This is a genomic window from Flagellimonas olearia (assembly GCF_004150225.1).
Classification (GTDB): Bacteria; Bacteroidota; Bacteroidia; order Flavobacteriales; family Flavobacteriaceae; genus Flagellimonas; species Flagellimonas olearia.
On sequence record NZ_ML142909.1, the window covers coordinates 96,165 to 119,036 of the forward strand.

Consider the following 22,872-nt stretch of genomic DNA (forward strand, 5'->3'; position numbering starts at 1 on the left):
GCAATCAATACAACGATAAGGATTAAGTTTAACATATCTGCTACTGTCTTTCTAAGTTAATTTAGTGGTTACAGACAAATCTACAATTTTTTTTTAATCACGAAACTTTTTGCTTTAAAAATCCATGCTTACTTTAGATGCTCATGGACCATCCCACAGCACCTAAATTTTTAAGCATTTTAGCCGAAAAGTTCCCCCATCTTCCTACCGAAAAACAGGAGGTGGCCTTAACAAAATTGGCCCAATTTGTATTGAATGGCAAAAAGGACGAGATATTTCTGTTAAAGGGGTTTGCCGGAACAGGAAAAACCACTATTGTGGCCACATTGGTGAGCAGCCTTTGGAAGGTAAAGATGAGCGCCGTGCTCATGGCTCCGACCGGAAGGGCGGCCAAAGTCATGTCGGTCTATTCTGGCAGCCAAGCCTTCACGATCCACAAGAAGATCTACTTTCCCAAAAAACAATCTGGAGGAGGGATCCAATTTGTCCTGGCACCGAACAAACATAGAAATACACTGTTTATAGTGGATGAGGCTTCCATGATTCCTGATAGCCCTGCCGATTCCAAACTTTTTGAGAATGGATCCCTGCTGGACGATCTTATCTTTTATGTGCACTCCGGGCATAATTGTAAACTCATATTGATCGGGGACACGGCACAGTTGCCCCCGGTGAAATTGGAATTGAGTCCGGCCTTGGATGAAGATCGACTGTCCCTTAATTATAATAAGGAAGTCAATTATTTGGAACTGGATGAGGTCATGCGCCAATCCGATGATTCCGGAATCCTGTACAACGCTACCAATTTAAGGGAGCAACTACAAACCCATTTTTTTGATGGCTTCAAGTTTCAACTGGGCTCCTTTACCGATATCGTCCGCCTTATTGATGGAACGGAAATACAAGAGGCTATAGACAGTTCGTACCATCAGAATGGCAAGGAAGAGACCGCCATCATTGTCCGTTCCAACAAACGCGCCAATCTGTACAACCAGAATATACGGGAGCGCATCCTTTTTTTGGACAATGACATTGCCGTGGGGGATTATATGATGGTGGTGAAGAACAACTATTTTTGGCTTAGGCCCAATTCCGAAGCGGGATTTATTGCCAATGGCGATATTATTGAAGTACTGGAGCTTTTTGCCATAAAGGAGCTCTATGGGTTCAGGTTTGCCGAAGTGAAGGTGAAAATGGTGGACTATCCCAATCAGAAACCTTTTGAAACGGTGCTATTATTGGATACCATCGATTCGGTGACCCCATCACTTTCCTATGAAGACGGAAATAAACTATACCAAGAAGTACTAAAGGATTATGCCCATGAAAAGTCCAAGTACAAAAAGTTCTTGGGAGTAAAGAACAATAAGTTCTTCAATGCGCTGCAAGTGAAGTTCTCCTATGCCATTACCTGTCATAAATCCCAGGGAGGGCAGTGGGAAACCGTTTTTGTGGAACAACCTTATTTGCCCAATGGGGTGGACAAAGATTATTTGAGATGGCTATACACAGCGGTGACAAGGGCCAAGCGACAACTCTTCTTGATTGGATTCAAAGATGATTTTTTTGTTGACGGGGAATAGCCTATTTTAGACAAGACCATGAATATTGAACCGAATACCATTATTAGTATTTTCTTGGGCATTGGCTTGGCGGCTTCCGTTGGGTTTAGGGTGTTTTTACCCCTTTTTGCGCTCAGTTTGGCGGCCTATTTGGACGTTTGGGAGCTCAATGCCAGCTGGCAATGGATTGGCAGTTTGGCGGCATTGATCACCTTAGGGGTGGCGACCTTGGTTGAAATTTTTGCCTATTTCATTCCGTGGGTAGACAATGCCTTGGACAGCTTGGCCGTTCCTTTGGCGGGAATTGCCGGTACGGCGGTAATGGTATCCACAGTGGCCAATTTGGACCCAATGACCACCTGGACCTTGGCCATCATTGCCGGAGGTGGAACTGCAACAGCTATTAAAGGGGCCAATGCGGCAGGTAGAATGACCTCGACCGCTACCACTGGCGGAGTGGCCAACCCTATAGTCTCCACTGTGGAAACAGGAGCGGCAGTGGCTGTTTCAACCGCTTCCATATTGGCACCCCCCATCGCAGCCATCCTGGTCATCATTATTTTGGTGATCATTTTTAGGATCTACCGCAGAATACGACCGAAAAAGTAACCTCAATCAATAATTTTTAGATAAGTGAAGATAATTTCCATGATACCGGCCCGGTACCAGGCCTCAAGATTCCCTGCAAAACTGATGCAGGACCTTCAGGGCAAACCAGTGATTGTTAGAACCTACGAAGCTGCCGTCAATACAGGACTTTTTGATGAAGTCTACGTGGTGACCGATAGTGATATCATCTCCAAAGTTATCTCCGAAATAGGAGGTAAGGTGATCATGAGCAAGGAAAAGCATGAAAGTGGGAGCGATAGGATAGCGGAGGCTGTGGTGGATATGGAAGTGGATATCGTGATCAATGTACAGGGCGATGAGCCCTTTATAGATGGCGAAAGCTTGGAAAAAATCATAGCGGTGTTCAGGAAGGATGAAAAAAAAGAAATAGATTTAGCTTCGCTAATGACGCCAATCACGGATTGGGAGGAAATTTCTAATCCCAACACGGTAAAGGTCATTGTGGACAATCAAAATTGTGCACTGTATTTTTCCCGTTCCCCCATTCCCTATCCAAGGGACCAAGAGGTGGAAGCCACCTATTACAAACACAAAGGCATATATGCCTTTAGAAAAAGAGCATTGATGGATTTTCAACGGTTGCCCATGTTGCCTTTGGAAGCCAAGGAAAAAATAGAGGCCATCCGCTTTTTGGAATATGGTAAAAAAATAAAAATGGTGGAAACCCATGTAACGGGCATAGAAATTGATACCCCTGAAGACTTGGAACGAGCCAATAAAGCATGGAAGTAGATTTTAGCAATATTAAGGTCATAGGTTTTGACGCGGATGACACCCTTTGGGTGAACGAAACCTATTTTAGGGAAACCGAGGAGCGTTTTGCCGAATTGTTGGAAGAGTATGAGACCAAGAACAAGGTGGATCAAGAATTGTTCAAAATGGAAATGGACAATCTGGAACTGTACGGATATGGTATAAAAGGATTCATGCTTTCCATGATAGAATCCGCCTTGGACCTGTCCAACGGAAAGATTTCCCAAGAGACCATTTCGAAAATACTCGAGTTGGGCAAAAATATGATTGCCCACCCTGTGGAACTGTTGGATGGAGTGGAAGAAGTACTTTCCCAACTTGTGGGAAGATATAGATTGATTGTCTTGACCAAGGGCGACCTTTTGGATCAAGAAAGAAAATTGGAAAAATCCGGACTCTCCAAATATTTCCATCATGTGGAAGTGTTGAGTGAGAAAAAGGAAACTAATTATAGCAATTTGTTGGAGCATCTGAACATTGATGTCAACGAATTTTTGATGATAGGGAACTCCCTAAAATCAGATGTATTGCCTATATTGAACATTGGGGCTAAGGCGGTGCACATACCCTTCCATACCACATGGGTACATGAGATGGTACCGGAAACGGAGCAGGTGAACGACCATTTGAAGCTTAATGGCCTCAAGGATGTTTTGAAGTATTTGTAGAATATTGATGATAAGGAGCGATTTGAGAAAAGAAACGATTTCAACGAATAGAATTAAGACCTATAGAAATTTCCCCATGGTACCCCGAGTGGTTTTTGGCCGTGGAAGTTTTTCGCAATTGAACGAAATCTTATTACCTAAACGGAAAAATGCTGATGCACCCTTCATCTTTTTGGTGGATGATTTTTTTGAGGACAAGGATTTTGTATCCCGTATTCCGTTGATGTTCAACGACCAAGTTATTTTTATTTCGGCGGATGAAGAGCCCAAAACGGCACAAGTGGATGCTTTGGTGTCGCGTATAAAGGAACAATTTGATGAGTCTCCTTCCGGGATCATTGGTATTGGAGGGGGCACACTATTGGATTTGGCCAAGGCAGTGGCCATTTTGTTGAATAATACAGGATTGGCCAAGGACTACCAAGGATGGGACTTGGTAAGTAGGCCCGCGGTCTACCACGTAGGCATTCCGACCATTAGTGGAACAGGGGCGGAAGTTTCCAGGACTACGGTCTTATTGGGCCCCGAGAAAAAATTGGGAATCAATTCGGACCATACTACCTATGATCAGGTGATTTTGGATCCAGACCTTGCCGTTACCGTGCCCAAAGAACAATGGTTCTATACGGGGATGGACTGTTTTATTCATTGCGTGGAATCGCTGACCGGAAGCTATTTAAATGCTTTTAGCCAAAGTTATGGCGAAAAGGCCATGGAGCTTTGCAAGGAGGTTTTTCTCGGAGATATCCCTGAAGATGAGTCGCGGGACAAGTTAATGATGGCATCCTGGCACGGAGGAATGAGTATTGCCTACTCCCAAGTGGGGATTGCACATGCCATGAGCTATGGACTCTCCTATCTTTTGGGAACCAAGCACGGGATAGGAAATTGTTTGGTGTTTCAACATTTGGAAGAATATTATCCCGAAGGAGTGGCGCTTTTTAGGCAAATGCAGGAGAAACATCAAATAAAGCTTCCTAAAGGAGTGTGTTCCAACCTAACCCAGGATGATTTTGATATCATGGTAAATGTTTCCTTGGGAATGGAACCTCTATGGGAAAATGCACTTGGTGAGGACTGGAAAAAAATCATGACCCCGGAACGTCTTCAGGCTTTGTATCAAAAAATATAGGACACCTTGGATACCTATCAAGGGTCTTAAAAAGAAGAATGCATAAACTGTCCAAATTCATATACTTCAAGATTTTGGGCTGGAAACTCAACGGTTCGTTTCCAGATTTGGATAAATGTGTGGTCATTGTAGTGCCACATACCCATTGGTTGGACTTTTTCTTGGGACTGTTGGTACGAAAGGTTGTCAACCAAGAAATCAACTATATCGGAAAAAAAAGTCTGTTCAAGCCACCTTTTGGATGGTTTTTTAGGTGGACAGGAGGTGCGCCCGTGGATCGTTCCAAAAATTCCAATACGGTGGACGGAGTGGTTCAAATTTTTAAGGAGAGAAGTGTTTTTAGGTTTGCCCTTGCCCCAGAAGGAACGCGTAAAAAAGTGGACAAATTACGGACAGGTTTTTATCACATAGCCCAGAAAGCTAAAGTCCCGATTGTAATGGTAGCTTTTGACTTTGGGAAAAAAGAAGTGAAAATTGCCGAACCCTTCCATCCAACGGAGAATAGGGAACAGGATTTTCAGAAAATCCATGAATTCTACAAAGGCGTGACAGGTAAGGTCCCGGAGTATAGCTTCTAGTCTATTCCTGCATACTGTGGAAGACGTTCTGCACGTCGTCCTATCATTATCATATGTATTATTTACAGTACTTTATGAATTATAAAATTTAATTAGTTCGTTATTAGTTCGATTTAAACAGATATATCCAAAATAAAGAACCTAGTAATTAGAAGAAAAACGAAGACTGAAAATGAATCTTCGGGTTATGAGCCCGACGAGCTACCTACTGCTCTATCCCTCGGTCTTATAACTCTTTAATTAACTGCAAGTTAATAATCGTTTGATTTTATAAAATGCATACGTTGCACGCGGTTTTATATGCCGTAAAAGTATTTTAAAAAAAGTCTTGTTTCAAAGGATTCATATAGATTTTTCATGAATAAATATAGTAAGCTTCCTTAAACAAATTCATCTATGATGAAGTAAATTTAAGAAAGTAAATTGACATATTGGCTTATAGATTATTAACTGAAAGAAATATCAATATATTTATAGATATCATTTAGGTTACACTTACACCTCTTATGCAAACAATAATCAATACATGGCTAAATATCGCTCTTAATGATTTGGAATCTGCCATCTTGCTACACCGAAACGGAAAGTATAGAAACTCATATTTTCTGTTCCAACAGGCAAGCGAGAAAGCCAATAAAGCCGCGGTTCTTTTCTCTAGCGATTTTACCGAAAAGGAAATCGAGGAGACATCCCACGATCAATTTAAAATCCCAAGAAAGATTATGGTGCAAAAAGAAGAAAAAATGAAGGCCGCAATAGAGCTTCTTGAAAGCTATCCAATGCCGAAAGATCTGGAGCCGCTTTCCCATAAGAGCTTTGCCAAACACCATAAATCAATTTCAGCGGCCATTTGCAGTATAGACAGATTGAAAAATTGCGACTTGGTTAATTTTACATTGGAAGATCTCGATGGCTTTTTAGAAATCCTAACGGGCTTAGAAACCATTGAATATGCATTTCCGGAAAATAGCAATTCAATACTTAGGTCACAAATGCAAGCCATGGCAAGATACTTTGGGGAATTAGGTACGAAGGAAGCTTTGGAAACAAAAAGGGAAATTTTGAAGATGCTTGCGGATAAAAAAAAGTCGCAAATGTATTTTCAAAATTTAATGCATCACTTGATACCAATTCAATTTGATTCTATATTTATAGACCATACATTTTACTTTTGCGCTTTACTGACCATTCAACATAGTTCACAGACAAGATATCTCAAAAACGGGGTCAATCCTGAGGATATTTATACTAAGGAACTACCAATTGTACAGAAACAATTGGATTTTATAAAATTTTTAAAGGAGGCGATTCTGCGATTGGAGAAAATGAATAGTAATAAACAAGTGCTACAAAACCTGTTTTCGAACCCTACAATTACCCAATAATAGAGATGTCGTTTCAAAGAAGTATAAAAGTAGCTTTTGACAAAACTTCTGGAGAGATTCTTGAAGCCGATGATGTCTTTGACACGGCTAAAAATTCATTTGAGCTTCGCAGGCAGTATCATAGAGATGAAGTAGAACTCTACTGTTGCGAGTGTGAACAAAAATTGAACGTTTCAGGTAGTAAGTATGATAGACTACATTTTAAGCATCAACCAAATGCGGCGTTCTGTTACTTAAAGGAGACCGACCTGACGCAGGAGGAAACGGAACAATTGGCACAGCTTTATCGTGGAAAAGAAAGTGCAAGGCATAAAGCACTTAAAAACAAAATAGCCAAGAAACTTTACAATTTAGATGGTGTTCATTCTATCTGCGTAGATGATACCTTTATTTACGATGGAAATGAAAAACGTAGGCCCGATGTGTATTGTAAATACTTGGACAAAGAACTCGTTTTCGAAATACAGCTATCCGATTTATCCTTGCGCTACATTTATGACCGACATGATTTTTACAAACGGAAAGGAGTTTTTCTGATTTGGATATTGGATGATTTTGACGTTCATGGCCAGTGACAAATGGAACGCGATATCAAATATCTTACGGATTTTCAAAACTTTTTCAAACTGGATGAATCTTCAGAACCTTTTAGATTGTTGTGTACGTACAAATATCCATTTCTAACGGAGGATAATAAGTTGCTCTGCAAATGGATAGAAAAATCCGTCAGTCTTGGACAACTCAAGTTCAATGTTGAATCCTATCAGATTTATTATTTTGACTATGGGAAAAAGCTCAAGGTTAGAGAGAACGAACATGCCAAACGTCTTCAAAAGGAAAGAGAAGAGGAAGTCAAAAATCAAGAGCGTCGAAGGAAGGTAGTGGCTGAAGAAAAAACAAACTCTATAATCGATGACCTCCGATTTTTATGGAAAAATAAAGGGTATAATTTTTCTTCCATCGAAGAACAAATGGAAAATTTGGACGAATTCGAACTATCGATATTAAATAAATCCGATGCTTTTAAACCTAAAGATGGTCAACCAAGAATTCACCATTGGTTTTCAATAGCAAAAAAGGGTCATATCGGTTTCTTGGAACACATGATTGATAGTTCATATTTGGAAATCGACTTAAACGAAAAATCCAAAGACGACAAAACGCTTCTTGCAACTATGTTTGAAAACATAGCTATTGAACATAAGATGTGGCTTTTAAAAAGACTTATCCGAAAAGGATATAACTTAAAGAAAGAGGACGAAGCAATATTGGCCCAAATCGAAACAGACCCTATTGAATACGAATCGACATTAATAGTTTTTCATTTGGCAAATGAGCTAAATGGTTGTTATTTAATCGATGAACTTTTCGAACATAAACCCCTTGTATGCATAATTGAAAGCGCAAAAAGGGATAAGATTATTGGTTATCGATATCAAAAAACTCAATGGATAGCTTTTGCAAACAATGCTATACATAGTTACGCCGACTATTGGAGTTATATCGAAAAAGCCTTTAAGAACTATGGTATTTGGGAAAAATTGATGCTTTTTAACAAAAAAAATACCTTTCAAAAAAAGCTGGCAGAGTTCCATGCTACGAATCCAAAACAGAAAGTTGATTGCCTGCCCTTACTAAATACCCTATATCCTGAATTGAGAAATGATGAATCCGTAGGGTAGTTGAATTAGCACCAAAGGATTATTTCTTGTGTTTTGATGCGTAATCATAGATTACCAATTCTTCAGTCTTTCAAGTTTTTGCATAGGTGTTGCATCAATTTTTTTATATTTTTGTACCGTGAAATTTTTAACAATCATATTGTCCTTTTACTTTTTGGCACTCAATGTAGTGCCCTGTGCCGATTCGGGAACGGCTAAAGACGATGCCCAGGTCGTTTCGGTAATGGACTATGATGGCGACCACGATCAAGATTGTGAGCTGTGTTCGCCATTCTGCCAATGTCATTGCTGTCACGTGCATACGATTGATTTTGGTGTAATCGCTTTCACACCCTTACCAAATCCTATTTCACAGGAAAACTTCTCGCACTTCGAGAGCGTTTCCGATGGAGTAGTATCTTCAGTATTACAACCACCTAGAGCTTAATTCAGTTTTTTTAAGGATAGCTATGTCCTAACGTGATGCTTTTCAAAGCAAGCATCGCATCATAAATGCATTGCATCTCTTGTATTGCGAAGTTTAAACTGAATTAAATCTCTTTCTATGATTAACAAAATCATTTCATATTCCATTAATAACAAGTTCATTATTGGGCTTTTTATAGTGGCTCTTGTGGGCACGGGCATTTGGTCTATGGCCACTATAAATTTGGGTTCCGTACCCGATATTACTAATAACCAAGTACAGGTTATCACAGTTGCACCAAATTTAGGAACTGAAGACATTGAACAATTTGTAACGTACCCTGTTGAGTTGGCAATGGCCAACCTTCCTGACGTTATCGAGCTGCGTTCAGTATCCCGTTTTGGACTGTCCGTGGTTACCATCGTCTTTGAGGACGAAGCAGGCACCTATCTTCCTCGGCAATTGGTACAAGAGAAATTAACCGAAGTCGCCGGGGAAATTCCCGAAGGTTTTGGTACGCCATTTATGGCTCCCATTACTACGGGTCTGGGCGAAATATTCCAATACACCTTAAAGGTAAAAGAAGGATACGAAGATAAATACGATGCAATGGAACTTCGTACCATTCAGGATTGGATTGTTAAACGCCAAATGGCATTAGTGCCTGGAGTTGTCGAGGTCAATGCTTTTGGTGGCTATGTTAAGCAGTACGAAGTGGCCATAAATCCTGATAAACTAAAAAGTTTTGGCATTACAATGAATCAGGTTTTTGAAGCCCTGAAAGTGAACAATGCCAATACAGGTGGTGCTTATATCGAGAAAAACCACCAAGCAAATTTTATCCGCGGCGAAGGTTTGGCTCGTAGTATAGCCGATTTAGAAAATACGGTTGTTACCTCACAGAACGGTAGCCCTGTTTTAGTTAGGGATGTAGCCGAAAAAGTGGGCTACGGGAATCAAGTGCGCTATGGTGCGTTTACCCAAGATGGACACGAAACTGTTGGCGGACAAATTTTAATGCTGAAAGGCGAAAGTCCTGGCACTGTTATAGATAATGTGCAAAAGCGTATCGATGAAATTCAAAAATCACTTCCAGAAGGCGTTTACATTGAACCATTTTTAAGCCGAAGTGAACTTATTGGAAGGACCACAAGCACCGTTGAAAAAAACCTTATTGAAGGTTCATTGATTGTGATTTTTGTGCTTGTCCTGCTTTTGGGAAGTTTCCGTGGCGGTTTGATTACCGCGTCGGTAATCCCATTGTCATTACTCTTTGCATTTATCTTGATGAAGCAATTCGGGGTGTGGGCCAACTTAATGTCCTTGGGTGCAATTGATTTTGGGATCATTGTGGATGGCGCGGTAATCATTGTGGAAGGAATGGTATTCCACATTCATCAACGGATGAAAAAAACTACAACCGCCATTGGCCAATCTGAAATGGATGAAATCGCCTATGAATCGGCTAGTACGATGATGAATTCGGCATTTTTCGGTCAGCTTATTATTCTTATCGTATTTACACCGATTCTCTTTTTGACCGGTGTGGAAGGAAAAATGTTCCGACCAATGGCATTTACTTTCGGATTCGCGGTTTTAGGAGCGATTATCCTTTGTCTTACTTACGTGCCAATGATTTCGTCAATGTTCCTTAAACCTGCTAAAAATCAGAACAGTTGGTTTGCCAAATTTGAAAACAAGATTGATAGGTTCAGTGATAAAATAATGTCCGGTTTGAACACGGCGTATGTACCGTTGCTCAATTTCGCACTTCGGTTTAGGGCTGGTGTTGTTATTGGTGCGGTCGGGTTGTTGTTGATTGCAGGATTTATTTTCAGTAATATGGGTGGCGAATTTATTCCCAAATTTGATGAGGGCGATATTGCGTTTCAGGCTTTGATAAAACCGGGGAGTAGTCTTACAGAATCCATAGAGGCCTCAAAAAAACTTCAAAATTTAATCAATGAATTTCCAGAAGTAAAAACAGTGGTTTCAAGGATTGGCGTGGCCGAAATCCCTACCGACCCAATGCCAATGGACATAGCCGATAGTTACATTATTCTTGAAAAAGATAAGAGTAAATGGACTTCAGCAGATAGCAAGGAAGAACTCATAGAAAAAATTCAGGAAAAAATTTCAGTAGTGCCCGGTGTAAACTTCGTGTTTACGCAACCTGTAGAACTTCGTTTCAATGAACTGCTTACAGGTGTTCGGGAGGACGTGGCCATAAAATTGTACGGAGAAGATTTGGGTGTGTTGGCTGACAAGGTGCAAGAAATCGCGGCCGTCATCAGAACCGTTCCCGGCGCAGCCGACCTCAATGTGGAGGCCACGAGCGGTTTGCCGCAAATGACGGTGGAATACAATCGCGCGAAAATGGCACAATACGGTGTAACGGTTAATAAGTTGAATGATTATGTGAGTGCTTCATTTGCTGGAGAGCAGGCAAGTGTGATCTTTGAAGGCGAAAAACGGTTCGATGTGGTCATTCGTTTGGCGAAGGACTTTAGACAGGATATCAACAACCTTAAAAATCTGTATATCGACCTGCCCAGCGGCAACCAAGTACCCTTAAAGGAAGTGGCGGAAATCAGTTACAAACCAGGGCCAATGCAAATTTCAAGGGACAATACCTCGCGTCGTATTTCGGTAGGGGTAAATGTTCGTGGGCGCGATGTAAAATCAATGGTCGAGGAAATACAGCAAAAACTGGAAGCACAAGTAAAATTGCCACCTGGTTATTTTGTGACCTATGGCGGTTCGTTCGAAAACCTGCAACGTGCGACCGACCGATTGATGATCGTAGTGCCCATTGCACTCTTTCTAATATTCATATTGCTCTACTTTGCGCTGAGTTCGTTCTCGCAATCACTTATGATTTATATGGCAGTACCGCTGGCAGCTATTGGTGGTGTGTTTGCCCTTTGGATAAGGGGAATGCCTTTTAGTATTTCTGCAGGTGTCGGTTTTATCGTGCTCTTTGGAGTGGCGGTATTGAACGGATTGGTACTGATAAACAAATTCAATGAATTAAAGGAAAGTGGAATGACAGACTTAAAAAAACGCATATACGAGGCAACACATGAGCGCTTGCGCCCAATTTTGTTGACGGCAACGGCAGCTATTATGGGCTTTATACCAATGGCGATTTCTACCTCGGGAGGTGCAGAAGTGCAGCGACCATTGGCAACCGTCGTTATTGGCGGATTGCTTACGGCAACGTTTTTAACGCTTGTTGTCCTTCCGATATTATATTATTGGCTGGAAGCCCGCAAAGAACGTAAGGGTAAAGGAGATGATCCAAGCTATATCAACAAAAGCACAACAGTTCTGGTGGTGTTATTAGGCTTGGGAGGATTTTTCACTTCCAATACCGTAAATGCACAGGAAAGTGGAATCGCCCAGACCATAACATTGGAGGAGGCTATTTCCCTAGCAAAACAGAATTATCCATCGCTTAAGGAAAGCCAGGCTTTTATTGAGCGCGAGCAGGCGATGAAGGCAACAAGTTTCGATCTGGGTAATACCCAAATCTTTACGGGCAAGGAAGAATATGGCAATGACCTGCCCGGGGTACAGACCACGATCGGGGTGCAGCAGCAAAATGTTGATTTGCTCTCTGGGTTTTCAAAATCCAAGTTTTATAAGGAGCGTGTTCAATTGGGCGAAAAGTTCTATGCCCTAAACGAGCAACAGTTGATACGTAACGTGATGCTGGCCTATGACCGTATCAATTATAACAAGGCACAATTGCGCTTCGCGGAACAATTGGACAGCGTCTATGCAAATTTCAGGACGGCCGCGGAACTCCGTTACGATACTGGGGAAACCGGAAAACTGGAGTTTATTGCGGCGTCCTCGGAATATCAGCAGATACAGGTGCTCAGGCAACAAGCTTATGACGATATCGAAATCGCCAAGCGTGCACTAAAGCAATATCTGGGTATAAACCAAGACATCGAAACGGTAGGCCGAGCCTATACACCGCTAAATTATCGGGCAGTTTTGGATTCCACATCAGTGGGCGACAACCCAATATTGCAATATTCAATGCAAAATGCCAAAGTGAGCAAAGCAAACGTGGGCGTGGAAAGATCACAGTTCCTGCCCCAGTTCAACCTCACGTACGGAAGACAGATAGTAGACGATGTATCAGGGTTCAACACCTATCAGGCGGGTATCAGCATTCCGCTCTGGTTCTTCCCTCAAAAATCCAGGGTCAAAGCCGCCAAAGCAGACGCAATGGTAGCCGAAAATCAGTATCTGGAACAGAAGGCCATAACCGAAAGTAGGGTTTCCCAACTTTTAAAATCTTTGGAGAAGACCCAAAAGACGCTTGATTATTATCAAGAAGGGGCTTTGCTCTTGGCGGAAGAACAGATAGCAACGGCGGAACTGGCCTCAAGGGAAGGGGAAATCGATTATGTGAACTATATCACGATCCTGAACAGTGCCATAAGAATCAAACAAAACCATCTACAATTTATAAATCAGTATAACCAGCAGGCCATTGAGCTGCAATATCAATTGGGCAATCTATAATCTTAAAAAAGGAAAAATGAAGAATATAATCTTAATAAGCACCGTATTATTTACACTTATGTTCATGAGTTGTAACGATGCCCCAAAATCTGAACTTGGGAATAATGAAGCTGAAGGTGTATCAAAAACCGAAGCAGGTGGGGAAGATGCCCACGGCGAAGAGGAAGGCGGCCACGGGGAAGAAGGAGAAGAAGGTGTTGTAGTACTTTCTACACTACAAATGGAGACCATTGACCTGGAGACCAGAACCTTGGAAAAAAGAAACCTCGGTAACAATATCAAGGTAACCGGAAGGCTTGAGCTATATCCTCAGGACAGGGCCAATATTAGTCCTTTCGTAGGCGGCAATGTACGTTCCATCAAAGTAATCGAAGGAGATGAAGTGCGAAAAGGAGAGGTGTTGGCCTATTTGGAACATCCCGATATTATCAGTATGCAGCAGGAGTACCAGGAAAAAAACGATGAACTGGTTTTCCTTAAACAGGATTTTGAGCGAAAGCAGACCTTGTACGACAAAGGCGTTTCCTCCGGGAAGGAATTTCAGATGGCACAGTCAAAGTTCCGTTCCACAACCTCAAGTGTCAATGGCCTAAAATCAAAATTGCGCTTGCTCGGTATCGATCCTTCCAAGGTGGAAGAAGGACAAATCTACTCGGCCATACCCATATCGACACCTATATCCGGCTTTGTGGATGAAGTAATGGTAAGCCTGGGGGATTATGTGGCCCCCCAATCAAAAATGTTTACGGTGAGCGATAATTCAGAACTCCATTTGGATCTCAAAGTGTATGAAAAAGATATCCCCAAGGTTCAGGTAGGTCAAAAAATCCATTTTACCGTTGCCTCAAAACCGGATGAACTGTTAACGGCAGAAGTGCATTCCATAGGCAAGACCTTTGAGGAAGATCCAAAAGCCTTGCACGTCCACGCGGATATCGATAACAAAAATGGCGACCTCTTACCAGGAATGTATGCAGAAGGAAGAATCGTGCAGGGAGAGAAATCGGGCTTTGCAGTACCCGAGGAAGCCATTGTCAAAGAAGGCGAACAGTCCTATGTTTTTATCGTGGATGAGGATGGAGCACCAGAAGAAAATAAAATGAAATATAAACGCATTCCCGTGAGTACAGGAGTCAACGACTTGGGTTTTGTAGAAGTAAACCTGCCTGCAGGAATACCCGAAAATGTCAAAATAGTAACAAACGGAGCCTACACCCTTTCTTCGGAAATGGTCAAGGGCGAACTGGAGCACGGACATTAAACAACAATATAGATAAAGGTTTTGATTCCGGGTTTGTTTATCGTCTTAATTAGTTAGTTGAAAATCAGAAAGTAGGCCCGGTTCAAAATCGATTAAAAATCTAAATAGTATAAATATGAAAGAAATAAAAGCATTTGTAAAACCAAACCGCATCCAAAAGGTCATCGAAGCCCTAAGCGACAATGGTTTTAAAAGTATGACGCTTTCACAAGCGGAGGGCACCGGGGCGTTCAAGGCAAAGGGAGCAAGACCCTCCCTTGATTTTAATATAACCGATAGTCCAGTGGTAAAAGTGGAGCTGGTATGTCAAAATGAGGAAGCACAAGCGGCAATCGATATTATTACGGAAAACGGTAAAACGCCCGACCCAGGGGACGGTATCATCTATTTATCGGATATAGAGGATGCCTTCCAGATCAAAACAGGCGAATCCTTAAAACGCTAAGACCTTTAACCCCTTTTAAAATGGAAAGAATTGTCAAAAAACTGGAGAGCAAGGGCATACGGCCCACGCCGATGCGACTGTTAACCTATAAAAAGCTGCTGGAAAGCGAGGTAGCCATCAGTTTGGGAGAGCTGGAGAATTTTTTCGAGAAATCGGAAAGGAGCACCCTTTTCCGGACGATGAAAACATTTGAGGAAAAAAATATTGTACATCAGATAGCGGACGGTACAGGGATTATGAAATATGCACTCTGTGAGGAAAACTGTGGATGTGAGGTGGGCAGCGACCTGCACCTACATTTTCACTGCACCCAGTGTAACGAGACCGTTTGTTTGACCGATCGTAAAATCCCACAGGTAAACCTGCCTCAAGGATATATGGCAGACGATATCAATCTGGTCGTAACGGGAGTATGCAATAAATGCAGTGGCAATTTGGAGTAGCCTTAAGGGCCAATAACATCAAAAGAATACGACGATGATAGCAATCTATAAAAAAGACCAAATCATATATACCATCGCAGATCAAGAAATGTATGCCGATGATGGGGCGACCTTGGTCAAAGCCCTGAATGAACATTTGAAAAGCAATGAACAAGCCGCTTGGTATATGGAAATGGAGCCTCGCAAAAAAGGAGTGAAGAAAAGCAGCGGCGAGAGGTTGGATTTTTCCTTTCCCGAAGAAACACGGCTTAGGAAAATAGCCTTGGTGGGCGAAAAAACTTGGCAAGAACGGTTTACCGAATCGCTATTGCCGTTTAGCGAAGCCCACATAAAATATTTCGGACCTGAAGACAAGGGCACTGCCAAAAACTGGCTCGAACGTAAATAACACTTTATCGATGCAAAGAAGAAAAATAGGGATAGGGCTTTTGGCAGGTTTTGCCTTTGGGGTCTTTATACTGCAACCCTTGGGCCTATCCCTTTTTCTCTTTGACCGGTTGGGCGATTCCGGTCACTGGTCAAGCTATTTTCTTGAAGCCTTCAAAACCGTATGGAACGTTGTCGATGTTGACCAAATTCTTAGAAACCTGTTGTTCGGGACAATGGGAAGCAGCCTTGCCCTGATGGTCTTTTTCAGAAAAAAGATTTTTCAACTGAACAGGCAACGGATGGACAGGCAAACCGTTCTCGAACTCATAAACAAGGGAGAGAGCAGCCGGGTGGAATTCAAGTCAAGCTTGCGATGGGATGTACGGCAGGGCAGGGTAAACAAACAACTTGAGCTTATCATTGCAAAGACCATTGCCGGGTTTATGAACACCGAGGGGGGGCAAGTTGCTCATGGGTGTCGATGACGGGGGAACCATTCTGGGCCTGCAACAGGATTTCGATACGCTTAAAAAGCCGGACAGCGATGGCTTTGAGCAGTATTTGATGCAATTGATCGCTCTAAAACTGGGAACCCATCTTTGTACGCTAGTGAACGTAGCATTTTTCGGGTTTGGTCAAAAGCAAGTTTGCTGTATCGAGATTTTACCAGCCCGAATGCCGGTATATGTAACCCTTGAGGGACGGTCACGGTTTTATATACGCACGGGCAATGCCACGCGCGAACTAGATTTGCCCGAAGCCCTGGTGTATATAGGTAAGGAAAAGGCACAGTACAACTAGAAACAGGAGGTTATTGGGCCATGCAGGAAGGGTTATTTGCACTTCCGTTGCACGTTTGTTTTAATTAGATTGATTAAAAAATATACAAAAATGGTACAGATAGTAAACTTAGAACAGGAACATCTTATTGCCGCTAAAATCAGCGGGAGACTTACGGAAAAGGATATGGAAAAGATGCATCCGCTCATCCACAACATCATAGAAAAAGGCCATAAAGTGGATTTCTATTTTGAAATGGAAGATTTTGAAGGCTATACCCTTAAAGGCTTTTGGGAAGACCTAAAAATTGATTCGGCACACTTGGGAGATTACGGCAAGATAGCCTTTGTGGGCAACAAAAAATGGCAGGAGTGGGTGGCTAAGGCAACTGATTTTTTCACTAGCTCGGAAGTTAAGTATTTTGATATATCCGAGAAATCACAAGCCCAAAAGTGGATTAAATCTTAATTAACGATAACAAAACGATTAATAATATGAATGACAAGGAAAAACATAGTAATGACGATGGCCACAATCACGACCACGGTGGCATCTTCGGCAAAAACACCGAACTCTATTTTGCTATATTAAGTGGGGTCACACTAATAACAGGTTTCCTATTGGAGAAATTTACAGGGGTTTCAGAAAACATTCCTTTTGGACTCTATATTGCGGCCTTCTTTTTTGGAGGTTATTTTACCCTGAAGGAAGCTATTAGCAAAGTGGCCAAGGGCGAATTTGAAATCGATTTCCTGATGCTGGTCGCGGCTGCGGGGGCGGCCTATCTGGGCGAATGGGCAGAAGGTGCCTTGTTGCTTTTCCTTTTTAGTCTGGGTCACGCATTGGAAAACTATGCAATGGGCAAGGCAAAAAAGTCCATTGCGGCACTGACCGACCTCGCCCCAAAAACAGCCCTTCTCAAGAAAGATGACGATACCGTTGAAGTGGGTATTGAAGAACTACAGGTGGGCGACATCATCGTGGTGCGCCCCAACAGCAAGATATCCGCCGATGGTGTAATTGTAAAAGGTAACAGTAGTGTTGACCAGGCACCCATTACCGGGGAAAGCGTTCCGGTGGACAAAACACCAATAGAAAATCCGGACAAAGAGTATACCTCAAAAAGCAATATTCCCAATGAGAACCGTGTATTTTCAGGAACCATCAATGGTAACAATACCCTTGAAATAAAGGTAATCAAAGAGGCAAAAGATTCTACCCTCAACCGCTTGGTTACAATGGTTCAGGAGGCTCAAGACCAGAAATCGCCCACCCAGTTGTTGACCGACAAGTTTGAGCGGTACTATGTGCCAGCGGTCATTATACTGGTCGTTGCACTGAATTTTGCTTTTTTGGTCATCGATGAACCATGGAGCGAAAGCCTATACCGTTCCTTGGCGGTATTGGTAGCTGCAAGTCCGTGCGCGCTCGCCATTTCTACGCCATCTGCTGTATTGAGTGGTGTGGCAAGGGCTGCGCGTGGCGGGGTCTTGATAAAAGGCGGTCGCCCATTGGAAGATTTAGGGGTGCTTACCGCATTGGCCTTTGACAAGACAGGAACGCTTACCGAAGGAAAACCAAAGCTTACCGACGTCGAAAGCTTTGGCAGCATAGATAAAAAGGAACTGTTGGAAATTGCTATTGCGGTTGAGGAACTGAGCGACCACCCCCTGGCAAAGGCAGTTGTACGGGACGGAATGGAACGGCTTGGGAAGGACACCAAAATTCCCGATGCCGATGATTTGGAAGCCGTACAAGGCAAGGGCATAAAGGCAAACTATCAAGGGAATTCCATTTACATAGGCAATCTTGAGCTTTTCGAGGATATTGATAAGGGCGTTCCCAACGACGTATCAGAAAAGGTAAGAGCACTTGAAGGGGAAGGAAAGACCACGATGCTTATCAAAAGGGGCAATGAATTTATAGGGATGCTGGGGCTGATGGACACGCCACGGGAAAAAGCCAAGGAAACCCTGGCCCAACTTAAGGAAATAGGCATCAAGAAAATGATAATGCTTACCGGCGACAACCAGAAAGTGGCCGACGCTGTAGCCGAGGAAATCGGTTTGACCGAAGCACGCGGAAGTCTGCTTCCCGAAGAAAAAGTGGAGGCCATCAAAAAACTTGCGGAACAGGAAAATAAACTGGCAATGGTGGGGGATGGTGTTAATGATGCGCCTGCAATGGCAAACAGTACCGTTGGTATTGCAATGGGTGCGGCGGGAAGCGACGTGGCTTTAGAAACCGCAGATATAGCACTAATGGCAGACAAACTGGAAACCTTGCCTTTTGCCATCGGTTTGAGCAGAAAAGCGAAGGCGATAATCAAGCAAAACTTATGGGTTAGCTTGGGGGTTGTTGCCCTTTTAATTCCTGCGACAATTATGAGCTGGGCAAGTATAGGGATAGCCGTGGCCATTCACGAGGGCTCTACGTTGGTAGTGGTGGTCAATGCATTGCGTTTGCTCGCCTATAAAAAATAAATCCAATAAAGGAGATTGCTTTTGAATCAAGCTTAAAATGACCAAAACGGAAAAAATATTGTCAAATCACGGTATTCGCCCTACTCAAATGAGGTCCAAGATATACAGGTATCTGAGAAGGAAGCAAAGTGCCGTGTCCTTTTCCGATTTAAAAAAGGTCTTTGCCGAAAAGAGCGAAACCAATAAGACCGCAAACAGAACGACCTTTTATCGCAATCTCAAGATTTTTGAGGATAAAGGACTTATTCATCAGATAAATGATGGAACCGGAGTGGCAAAATTTGCAATTTCTGATGAAAATGCAAAAGGTGATTACGGTTCAGATTTACATCTGCACTTTCATTGTACCGAATGTAAGAAAACAATCTGTTTGCCAAATAAAATACCGGAAGAAAGTATGCCAGATGATTATAAGATAAACGATGTCAACCTGGTATTAAAAGGGATATGTGTGAAATGTAAGAAAAAATAACAGGTGGGAGTTCCAAATCTTTGAACCCTTGTGCCCAAGAGTCAAGTCCAAGGTTCTTCCACCTTATTGAACCAAAAAAATACAACTATAGAATAATATGATATAACAATTATTGGTTCGTGTTTTGGCGATAATGGAATTCAGGGCAGCGGCAGAAGATATTGCACGGATGTCCCACGGACACCCCACATTTTCAGAAACCTTTAAGGAAGCCTGCTTGGCCGCTACCGAAGACAGGGCGTTGCATATATAAAATTATAAAGAAACGAAGATGAAGAAAATTCAAAAGCTAACCCAAGAAATCAACGAATTAACAGTAAGGATAGAACAAGAATATCCCGAACTCTATCGGTATTTGGATGAGAACCCCATAACTATTCCCGTAGATGATGAAGCAAAACCGACCATTAAATTGTTCACTGATTATTTGGAGAGCTTAAAATCGATTTTGGAAAAATATATGGAATCCCATAAAAAGTAAAGATTTAAAAGACCAAACGTAGAATTTAATACAGATAAATCAAATGTCCACCATAAACAAAACCACTTTTAAGGTAAGTCAAATGGATTGCCCTTCCGAAGAGCAGATGATAAGGATGAAACTGGAGTCAAATCCTCAGATCAAATATCTGGACTTTGACATTCCAAATAGAAAGTTGGATGTGTACCATCAAGGGAATGCCCAAGAAATAAATGTGGCATTGGGGGCATTAAAGTTGGGAGAAAAACTCTTGGGAACAGAAAAGGCGGAAACACCTATTGCCGAAGACGAGACAAAACAAAAGAAGATACTCTGGTGGGTCTTGTACATCAATTTTGGTTTTTTTGTTATCGAAATGACCACGGGTTGGATTTCTTCCTCGATGGGTCTAATTGCCGATTCACTGGATATGCTGGCCGATTCCATTGTATATGCATTGAGCCTTTTTGCCGTAGGCGGCGCTATTTCCAGAAAAAAGAAAGTGGCGAAATTCAGTGGCTATTTTCAGATGGCGTTGGCCCTGCTGGGATTTTCGGAAGTCGTGAGAAGGTTTTTGAGTAGTAGCGAAACCCCTTTGTTCCAATGGATGATCATCGTTTCCATTTTCGCCCTTATCGGCAACCTCGTTTCCCTATGGTTGATAAACAAGGCCAAAAGCAAGGAAGCGCATATGCAGGCAAGTGCCATCTTTACCTCAAACGACATTATTGTGAACGGCGGGGTAATACTGGCAGGGGTGCTGGTTTATTTTTTAGACAGTAAATGGCCCGATTTGGTCATAGGCGGTATTGTATTTGCCTTTGTGATGCGTGGGGCCATTAGAATTTTAAAATTGTCCAAATAACGTATTGGGAAGAAAAGAAATAGCAAAAGAAAGATTTTGGAAAGGAATCCAAATGCCATATCGAAAAAAGGATTGAAAACCACGCTTGTAGGTATAATAATTAGCGCATTTTTGGCTATAATAAAAGGGCTTGGAGGTATTTTTGGCCATTCTTATGCATTGATTGCCGATGCTATTGAATCTGCTTCAGATGTTTTAACTTCTGCAATGCTTTGGGCAGGTTTAAAATGGTCATCCAAACCACCAGACGAGAACCATCCTTACGGTCACGGAAAGATTGAGGCACTGGTAGCGATAGGTATTGCAATAGCTTTGATAATTGCAGGCGGGATTATAGTTAGAGACAGCATCATACACATTTTTGAACCACATAAAAGTCCTGCGCCCTATACATTGATTATTTTGGTAGTGGTGGTTGCTACTAAGGAACTCTTATATAGATATGTTCTTAAAACAGGAGATGAAATAAATAGTTCGGCCGTCAAGGCAGATGCCTTTCATCATAGGAGCGATGCCATTACGTCGATAGCGGCTTTTATAGGAATTTCCATTGCATTGATCGGTGGCGAAGGGTTTGAGATAGCGGATGATTTCGCGGCACTCATTGCAGCGGGCATTATTCTGTTCAATGCCTATAAAATAGCTAGGTCATCGGTAAGGGAGTTGCTGGACGAAGCTGTTGAGCCCGAATTTCGAAATGAGGTTATCCGACTGGCCGAAGCCGTTCCTGAAGTGGTAAGGGTAGAGCGCTGCCATTCCCGAAAGATGGGAACGGCCTTTCATATCGATATGCATATTTGGATCGATGGGGAATTAACTGTGACCGAGGGCCATGATATTGCACACAAAGTAAAGGAGAGATTGTTCAGGTCATATTCCGAGATACTTGACGTGCACATCCATATCGAACCTAGCAAAGAGAGAAATGTTAAAATGACAGAATTATGAACAGTTGGCTATGGGTACTCGTTTTGGGCCTAGCGGCCTGGGCAGCACACTGGGGTGCGGATCGATTGTTGACTCCTTTAAAGTTGCTCCGCAAGCAATGGGGGCTTACCGCATCCGCTGGAGCCGCTTTTCTTGCCCTTGTAACGGCCAGTCCTGAAGTTGCCATCAATATAACCAGTGCGGCACGGGACGTTTCTGATATTGGCCTGGGCAACTTATTGGGTTCCAATATTATTTCCATTCCCTTGATGGTGACCATAGCTTATTTTGCTTCCAGGAAACAATTCAAGAACAACAAGGAACATCAAGAACATCTTGATAAAAACATTCTGGCGTTGAACAAACGTTCGGTTTCCGTACTGTCACTTCCTTATCTGGGCATTATCGCCCTTGTGGCCATTTTAACTCTGCCAAAGCCCTGGCGCGGGCTACAACCAATAGACGGGTGGATTATGCTGGGTGCATATATTGCATTCCTGGCCCACGCCATAGTAAAAGGCAAGGAAAAGGGCAAAAAAGTAGAATGGAACAAAAAACAGGTCTGGTTATCGATTGCCGGGGCCTTGGCCATAGCAGTTGGTGCTTTTTTTATAGTGAAGGCGACCGAAAATATTGTTTCTGCCCTAAATATTTCTGAAATCGTGGGCGGCCTTTTTATCACGGGCTTAATGACCACCGCACCGGAAATATTCAAGACCTGGAGCGTGGTAAAAGGGGGCGAGGTGACAGCGGGTACCACCAGTGTTATTGCAGACAATGCCGTAACGATGACGGTGGCATTTTTTCCGCTGGCGCTGGTAACCACCCCCATTGAGGACTTTGAACTGTTCTGGGTCAACCTGGCCTTTGTCGGGCTTATGCCGCTGCTTTACACACTATTTGTGCATCAAAGCAAGGAACTGCACGGTTTCTCTCGTTGGCAGATTTTTGTATTTGACGCTGCGTATATCGCCTATTTACTGGTCATGGTTTTTTACGTGTTGAAACTTTTTTGATAGATGAAAAATA

The 22,872-nt window shown here is 42.5% G+C and carries 23 protein-coding genes and 1 pseudogene; all 24 read left to right on the forward strand.

The genetic code is table 11. From position 1 onward, the window contains the following. Positions 1-143: 143 nt before the first annotated feature. The 24 genes and pseudogenes from DN53_RS09385 (at position 144) to DN53_RS09495 (ending at position 22,859) form a co-directional block, all read left to right on the forward strand. A complete protein-coding gene (locus DN53_RS09385; RefSeq protein WP_129654145.1) occupies positions 144-1,583 on the forward strand; it encodes an ATP-dependent DNA helicase in 1,440 nt (479 codons plus the stop codon). Between the two features lie 18 nt (positions 1,584-1,601). Beyond that, positions 1,602-2,171 (forward strand): DUF4126 domain-containing protein, encoded by a 570-nt coding sequence (locus DN53_RS09390; protein ID WP_129654146.1) that lies wholly within the window; start codon positions 1,602-1,604, stop codon positions 2,169-2,171. A 39-nt stretch (positions 2,172-2,210) separates the two neighbouring features. Continuing rightward, positions 2,211-2,924 (forward strand): 3-deoxy-manno-octulosonate cytidylyltransferase, encoded by a 714-nt coding sequence (gene kdsB, locus DN53_RS09395; protein WP_207211111.1) that lies wholly within the window; start codon positions 2,211-2,213, stop codon positions 2,922-2,924. Next, the gene (locus tag DN53_RS09400) at positions 2,915-3,613 is read left to right on the forward strand and encodes an HAD family hydrolase (RefSeq protein ID WP_129654148.1); all 699 of its coding nucleotides are present in this window, start codon (positions 2,915-2,917) and stop codon (positions 3,611-3,613) included. The genes kdsB and DN53_RS09400 overlap by 10 nt, the downstream gene beginning before the upstream one ends. 76 nt (positions 3,614-3,689) lie before the next feature. After that, positions 3,690-4,745: an iron-containing alcohol dehydrogenase family protein gene (locus DN53_RS09405; protein WP_129654149.1), complete on the forward strand. Its 1,056-nt coding sequence runs from the start codon at positions 3,690-3,692 to the stop codon at positions 4,743-4,745. 38 nt (positions 4,746-4,783) lie between these two features. Then, positions 4,784-5,323: a lysophospholipid acyltransferase family protein gene (locus DN53_RS09410; RefSeq protein ID WP_129654150.1), complete on the forward strand. Its 540-nt coding sequence runs from the start codon at positions 4,784-4,786 to the stop codon at positions 5,321-5,323. A 506-nt stretch (positions 5,324-5,829) separates the two neighbouring features. Further along, positions 5,830-6,708, forward strand: a complete 879-nt coding sequence (locus DN53_RS09415) for a HEPN domain-containing protein (protein ID WP_109649858.1) — start codon at positions 5,830-5,832, stop codon at positions 6,706-6,708. 5 nt (positions 6,709-6,713) lie between these two features. Beyond that, positions 6,714-8,390 (forward strand): annotated as a pseudogene (locus DN53_RS09425) (DUF6035 family protein). Positions 8,391-8,559: 169 nt separating this feature from the next. Continuing rightward, positions 8,560-8,817 carry a DUF6660 family protein gene (locus DN53_RS18175; protein WP_313790136.1) on the forward strand — a complete coding sequence of 86 codons (258 nt, stop codon included), beginning with the start codon at positions 8,560-8,562 and terminating at the stop codon, positions 8,815-8,817. Positions 8,818-8,934: 117 nt separating this feature from the next. Then, entirely contained in the window at positions 8,935-13,338 is a 4,404-nt protein-coding gene (locus DN53_RS09435; protein WP_109649862.1) for a CusA/CzcA family heavy metal efflux RND transporter, read from the forward strand. Between the two features lie 16 nt (positions 13,339-13,354). Beyond that, complete coding sequence (locus DN53_RS09440; protein ID WP_109650103.1) at positions 13,355-14,599, forward strand: efflux RND transporter periplasmic adaptor subunit; 1,245 nt, start codon at positions 13,355-13,357, stop codon at positions 14,597-14,599. Positions 14,600-14,714: 115 nt separating this feature from the next. After that, entirely contained in the window at positions 14,715-15,044 is a 330-nt protein-coding gene (locus DN53_RS09445; RefSeq protein ID WP_109649863.1) for a P-II family nitrogen regulator, read from the forward strand. Positions 15,045-15,064: 20 nt separating this feature from the next. Beyond that, on the forward strand, positions 15,065-15,487 hold the full coding sequence (locus tag DN53_RS09450) for a Fur family transcriptional regulator (protein WP_109649864.1): 423 nt from the start codon (positions 15,065-15,067) through the stop codon (positions 15,485-15,487). A 34-nt stretch (positions 15,488-15,521) separates the two neighbouring features. Continuing rightward, positions 15,522-15,875 carry a SpoIIAA family protein gene (locus DN53_RS09455; RefSeq protein WP_109649865.1) on the forward strand — a complete coding sequence of 118 codons (354 nt, stop codon included), beginning with the start codon at positions 15,522-15,524 and terminating at the stop codon, positions 15,873-15,875. A gap of 10 nt (positions 15,876-15,885) precedes the next feature. After that, a complete protein-coding gene (locus DN53_RS18070) occupies positions 15,886-16,341 on the forward strand; it encodes an AlbA family DNA-binding domain-containing protein (RefSeq protein WP_223308345.1) in 456 nt (151 codons plus the stop codon). Next, a complete protein-coding gene (locus DN53_RS18075) occupies positions 16,328-16,657 on the forward strand; it encodes an AlbA family DNA-binding domain-containing protein (protein WP_223308344.1) in 330 nt (109 codons plus the stop codon). Before DN53_RS18070 ends, DN53_RS18075 begins: the two co-directional genes overlap by 14 nt. 90 nt (positions 16,658-16,747) lie before the next feature. After that, positions 16,748-17,104 (forward strand): SpoIIAA family protein, encoded by a 357-nt coding sequence (locus DN53_RS09465; protein WP_109650104.1) that lies wholly within the window; start codon positions 16,748-16,750, stop codon positions 17,102-17,104. A 26-nt stretch (positions 17,105-17,130) separates the two neighbouring features. Then, the gene (locus tag DN53_RS09470; protein WP_109649866.1) at positions 17,131-19,119 is read left to right on the forward strand and encodes a heavy metal translocating P-type ATPase; all 1,989 of its coding nucleotides are present in this window, start codon (positions 17,131-17,133) and stop codon (positions 19,117-19,119) included. Positions 19,120-19,156: 37 nt separating this feature from the next. Next, positions 19,157-19,591: a Fur family transcriptional regulator gene (locus DN53_RS09475; RefSeq protein WP_109649867.1), complete on the forward strand. Its 435-nt coding sequence runs from the start codon at positions 19,157-19,159 to the stop codon at positions 19,589-19,591. Positions 19,592-19,715: 124 nt separating this feature from the next. Next, positions 19,716-19,844, forward strand: coding sequence for a hypothetical protein (locus DN53_RS18115; protein ID WP_256621137.1), 129 nt, complete (start codon positions 19,716-19,718; stop codon positions 19,842-19,844). Between the two features lie 18 nt (positions 19,845-19,862). Beyond that, complete coding sequence (locus DN53_RS09480; RefSeq protein ID WP_109649868.1) at positions 19,863-20,072, forward strand: hypothetical protein; 210 nt, start codon at positions 19,863-19,865, stop codon at positions 20,070-20,072. Positions 20,073-20,115: 43 nt separating this feature from the next. Next, a complete protein-coding gene (locus tag DN53_RS09485; protein WP_109649869.1) occupies positions 20,116-20,916 on the forward strand; it encodes a cation efflux transmembrane domain-containing protein in 801 nt (266 codons plus the stop codon). Positions 20,917-20,952: 36 nt separating this feature from the next. Further along, positions 20,953-21,864 (forward strand): cation diffusion facilitator family transporter, encoded by a 912-nt coding sequence (locus DN53_RS09490; RefSeq protein WP_223308343.1) that lies wholly within the window; start codon positions 20,953-20,955, stop codon positions 21,862-21,864. Beyond that, positions 21,861-22,859: a sodium:calcium antiporter gene (locus DN53_RS09495; protein WP_109649871.1), complete on the forward strand. Its 999-nt coding sequence runs from the start codon at positions 21,861-21,863 to the stop codon at positions 22,857-22,859. The genes DN53_RS09490 and DN53_RS09495 overlap by 4 nt, the downstream gene beginning before the upstream one ends. Positions 22,860-22,872 lie beyond the last annotated feature (13 nt).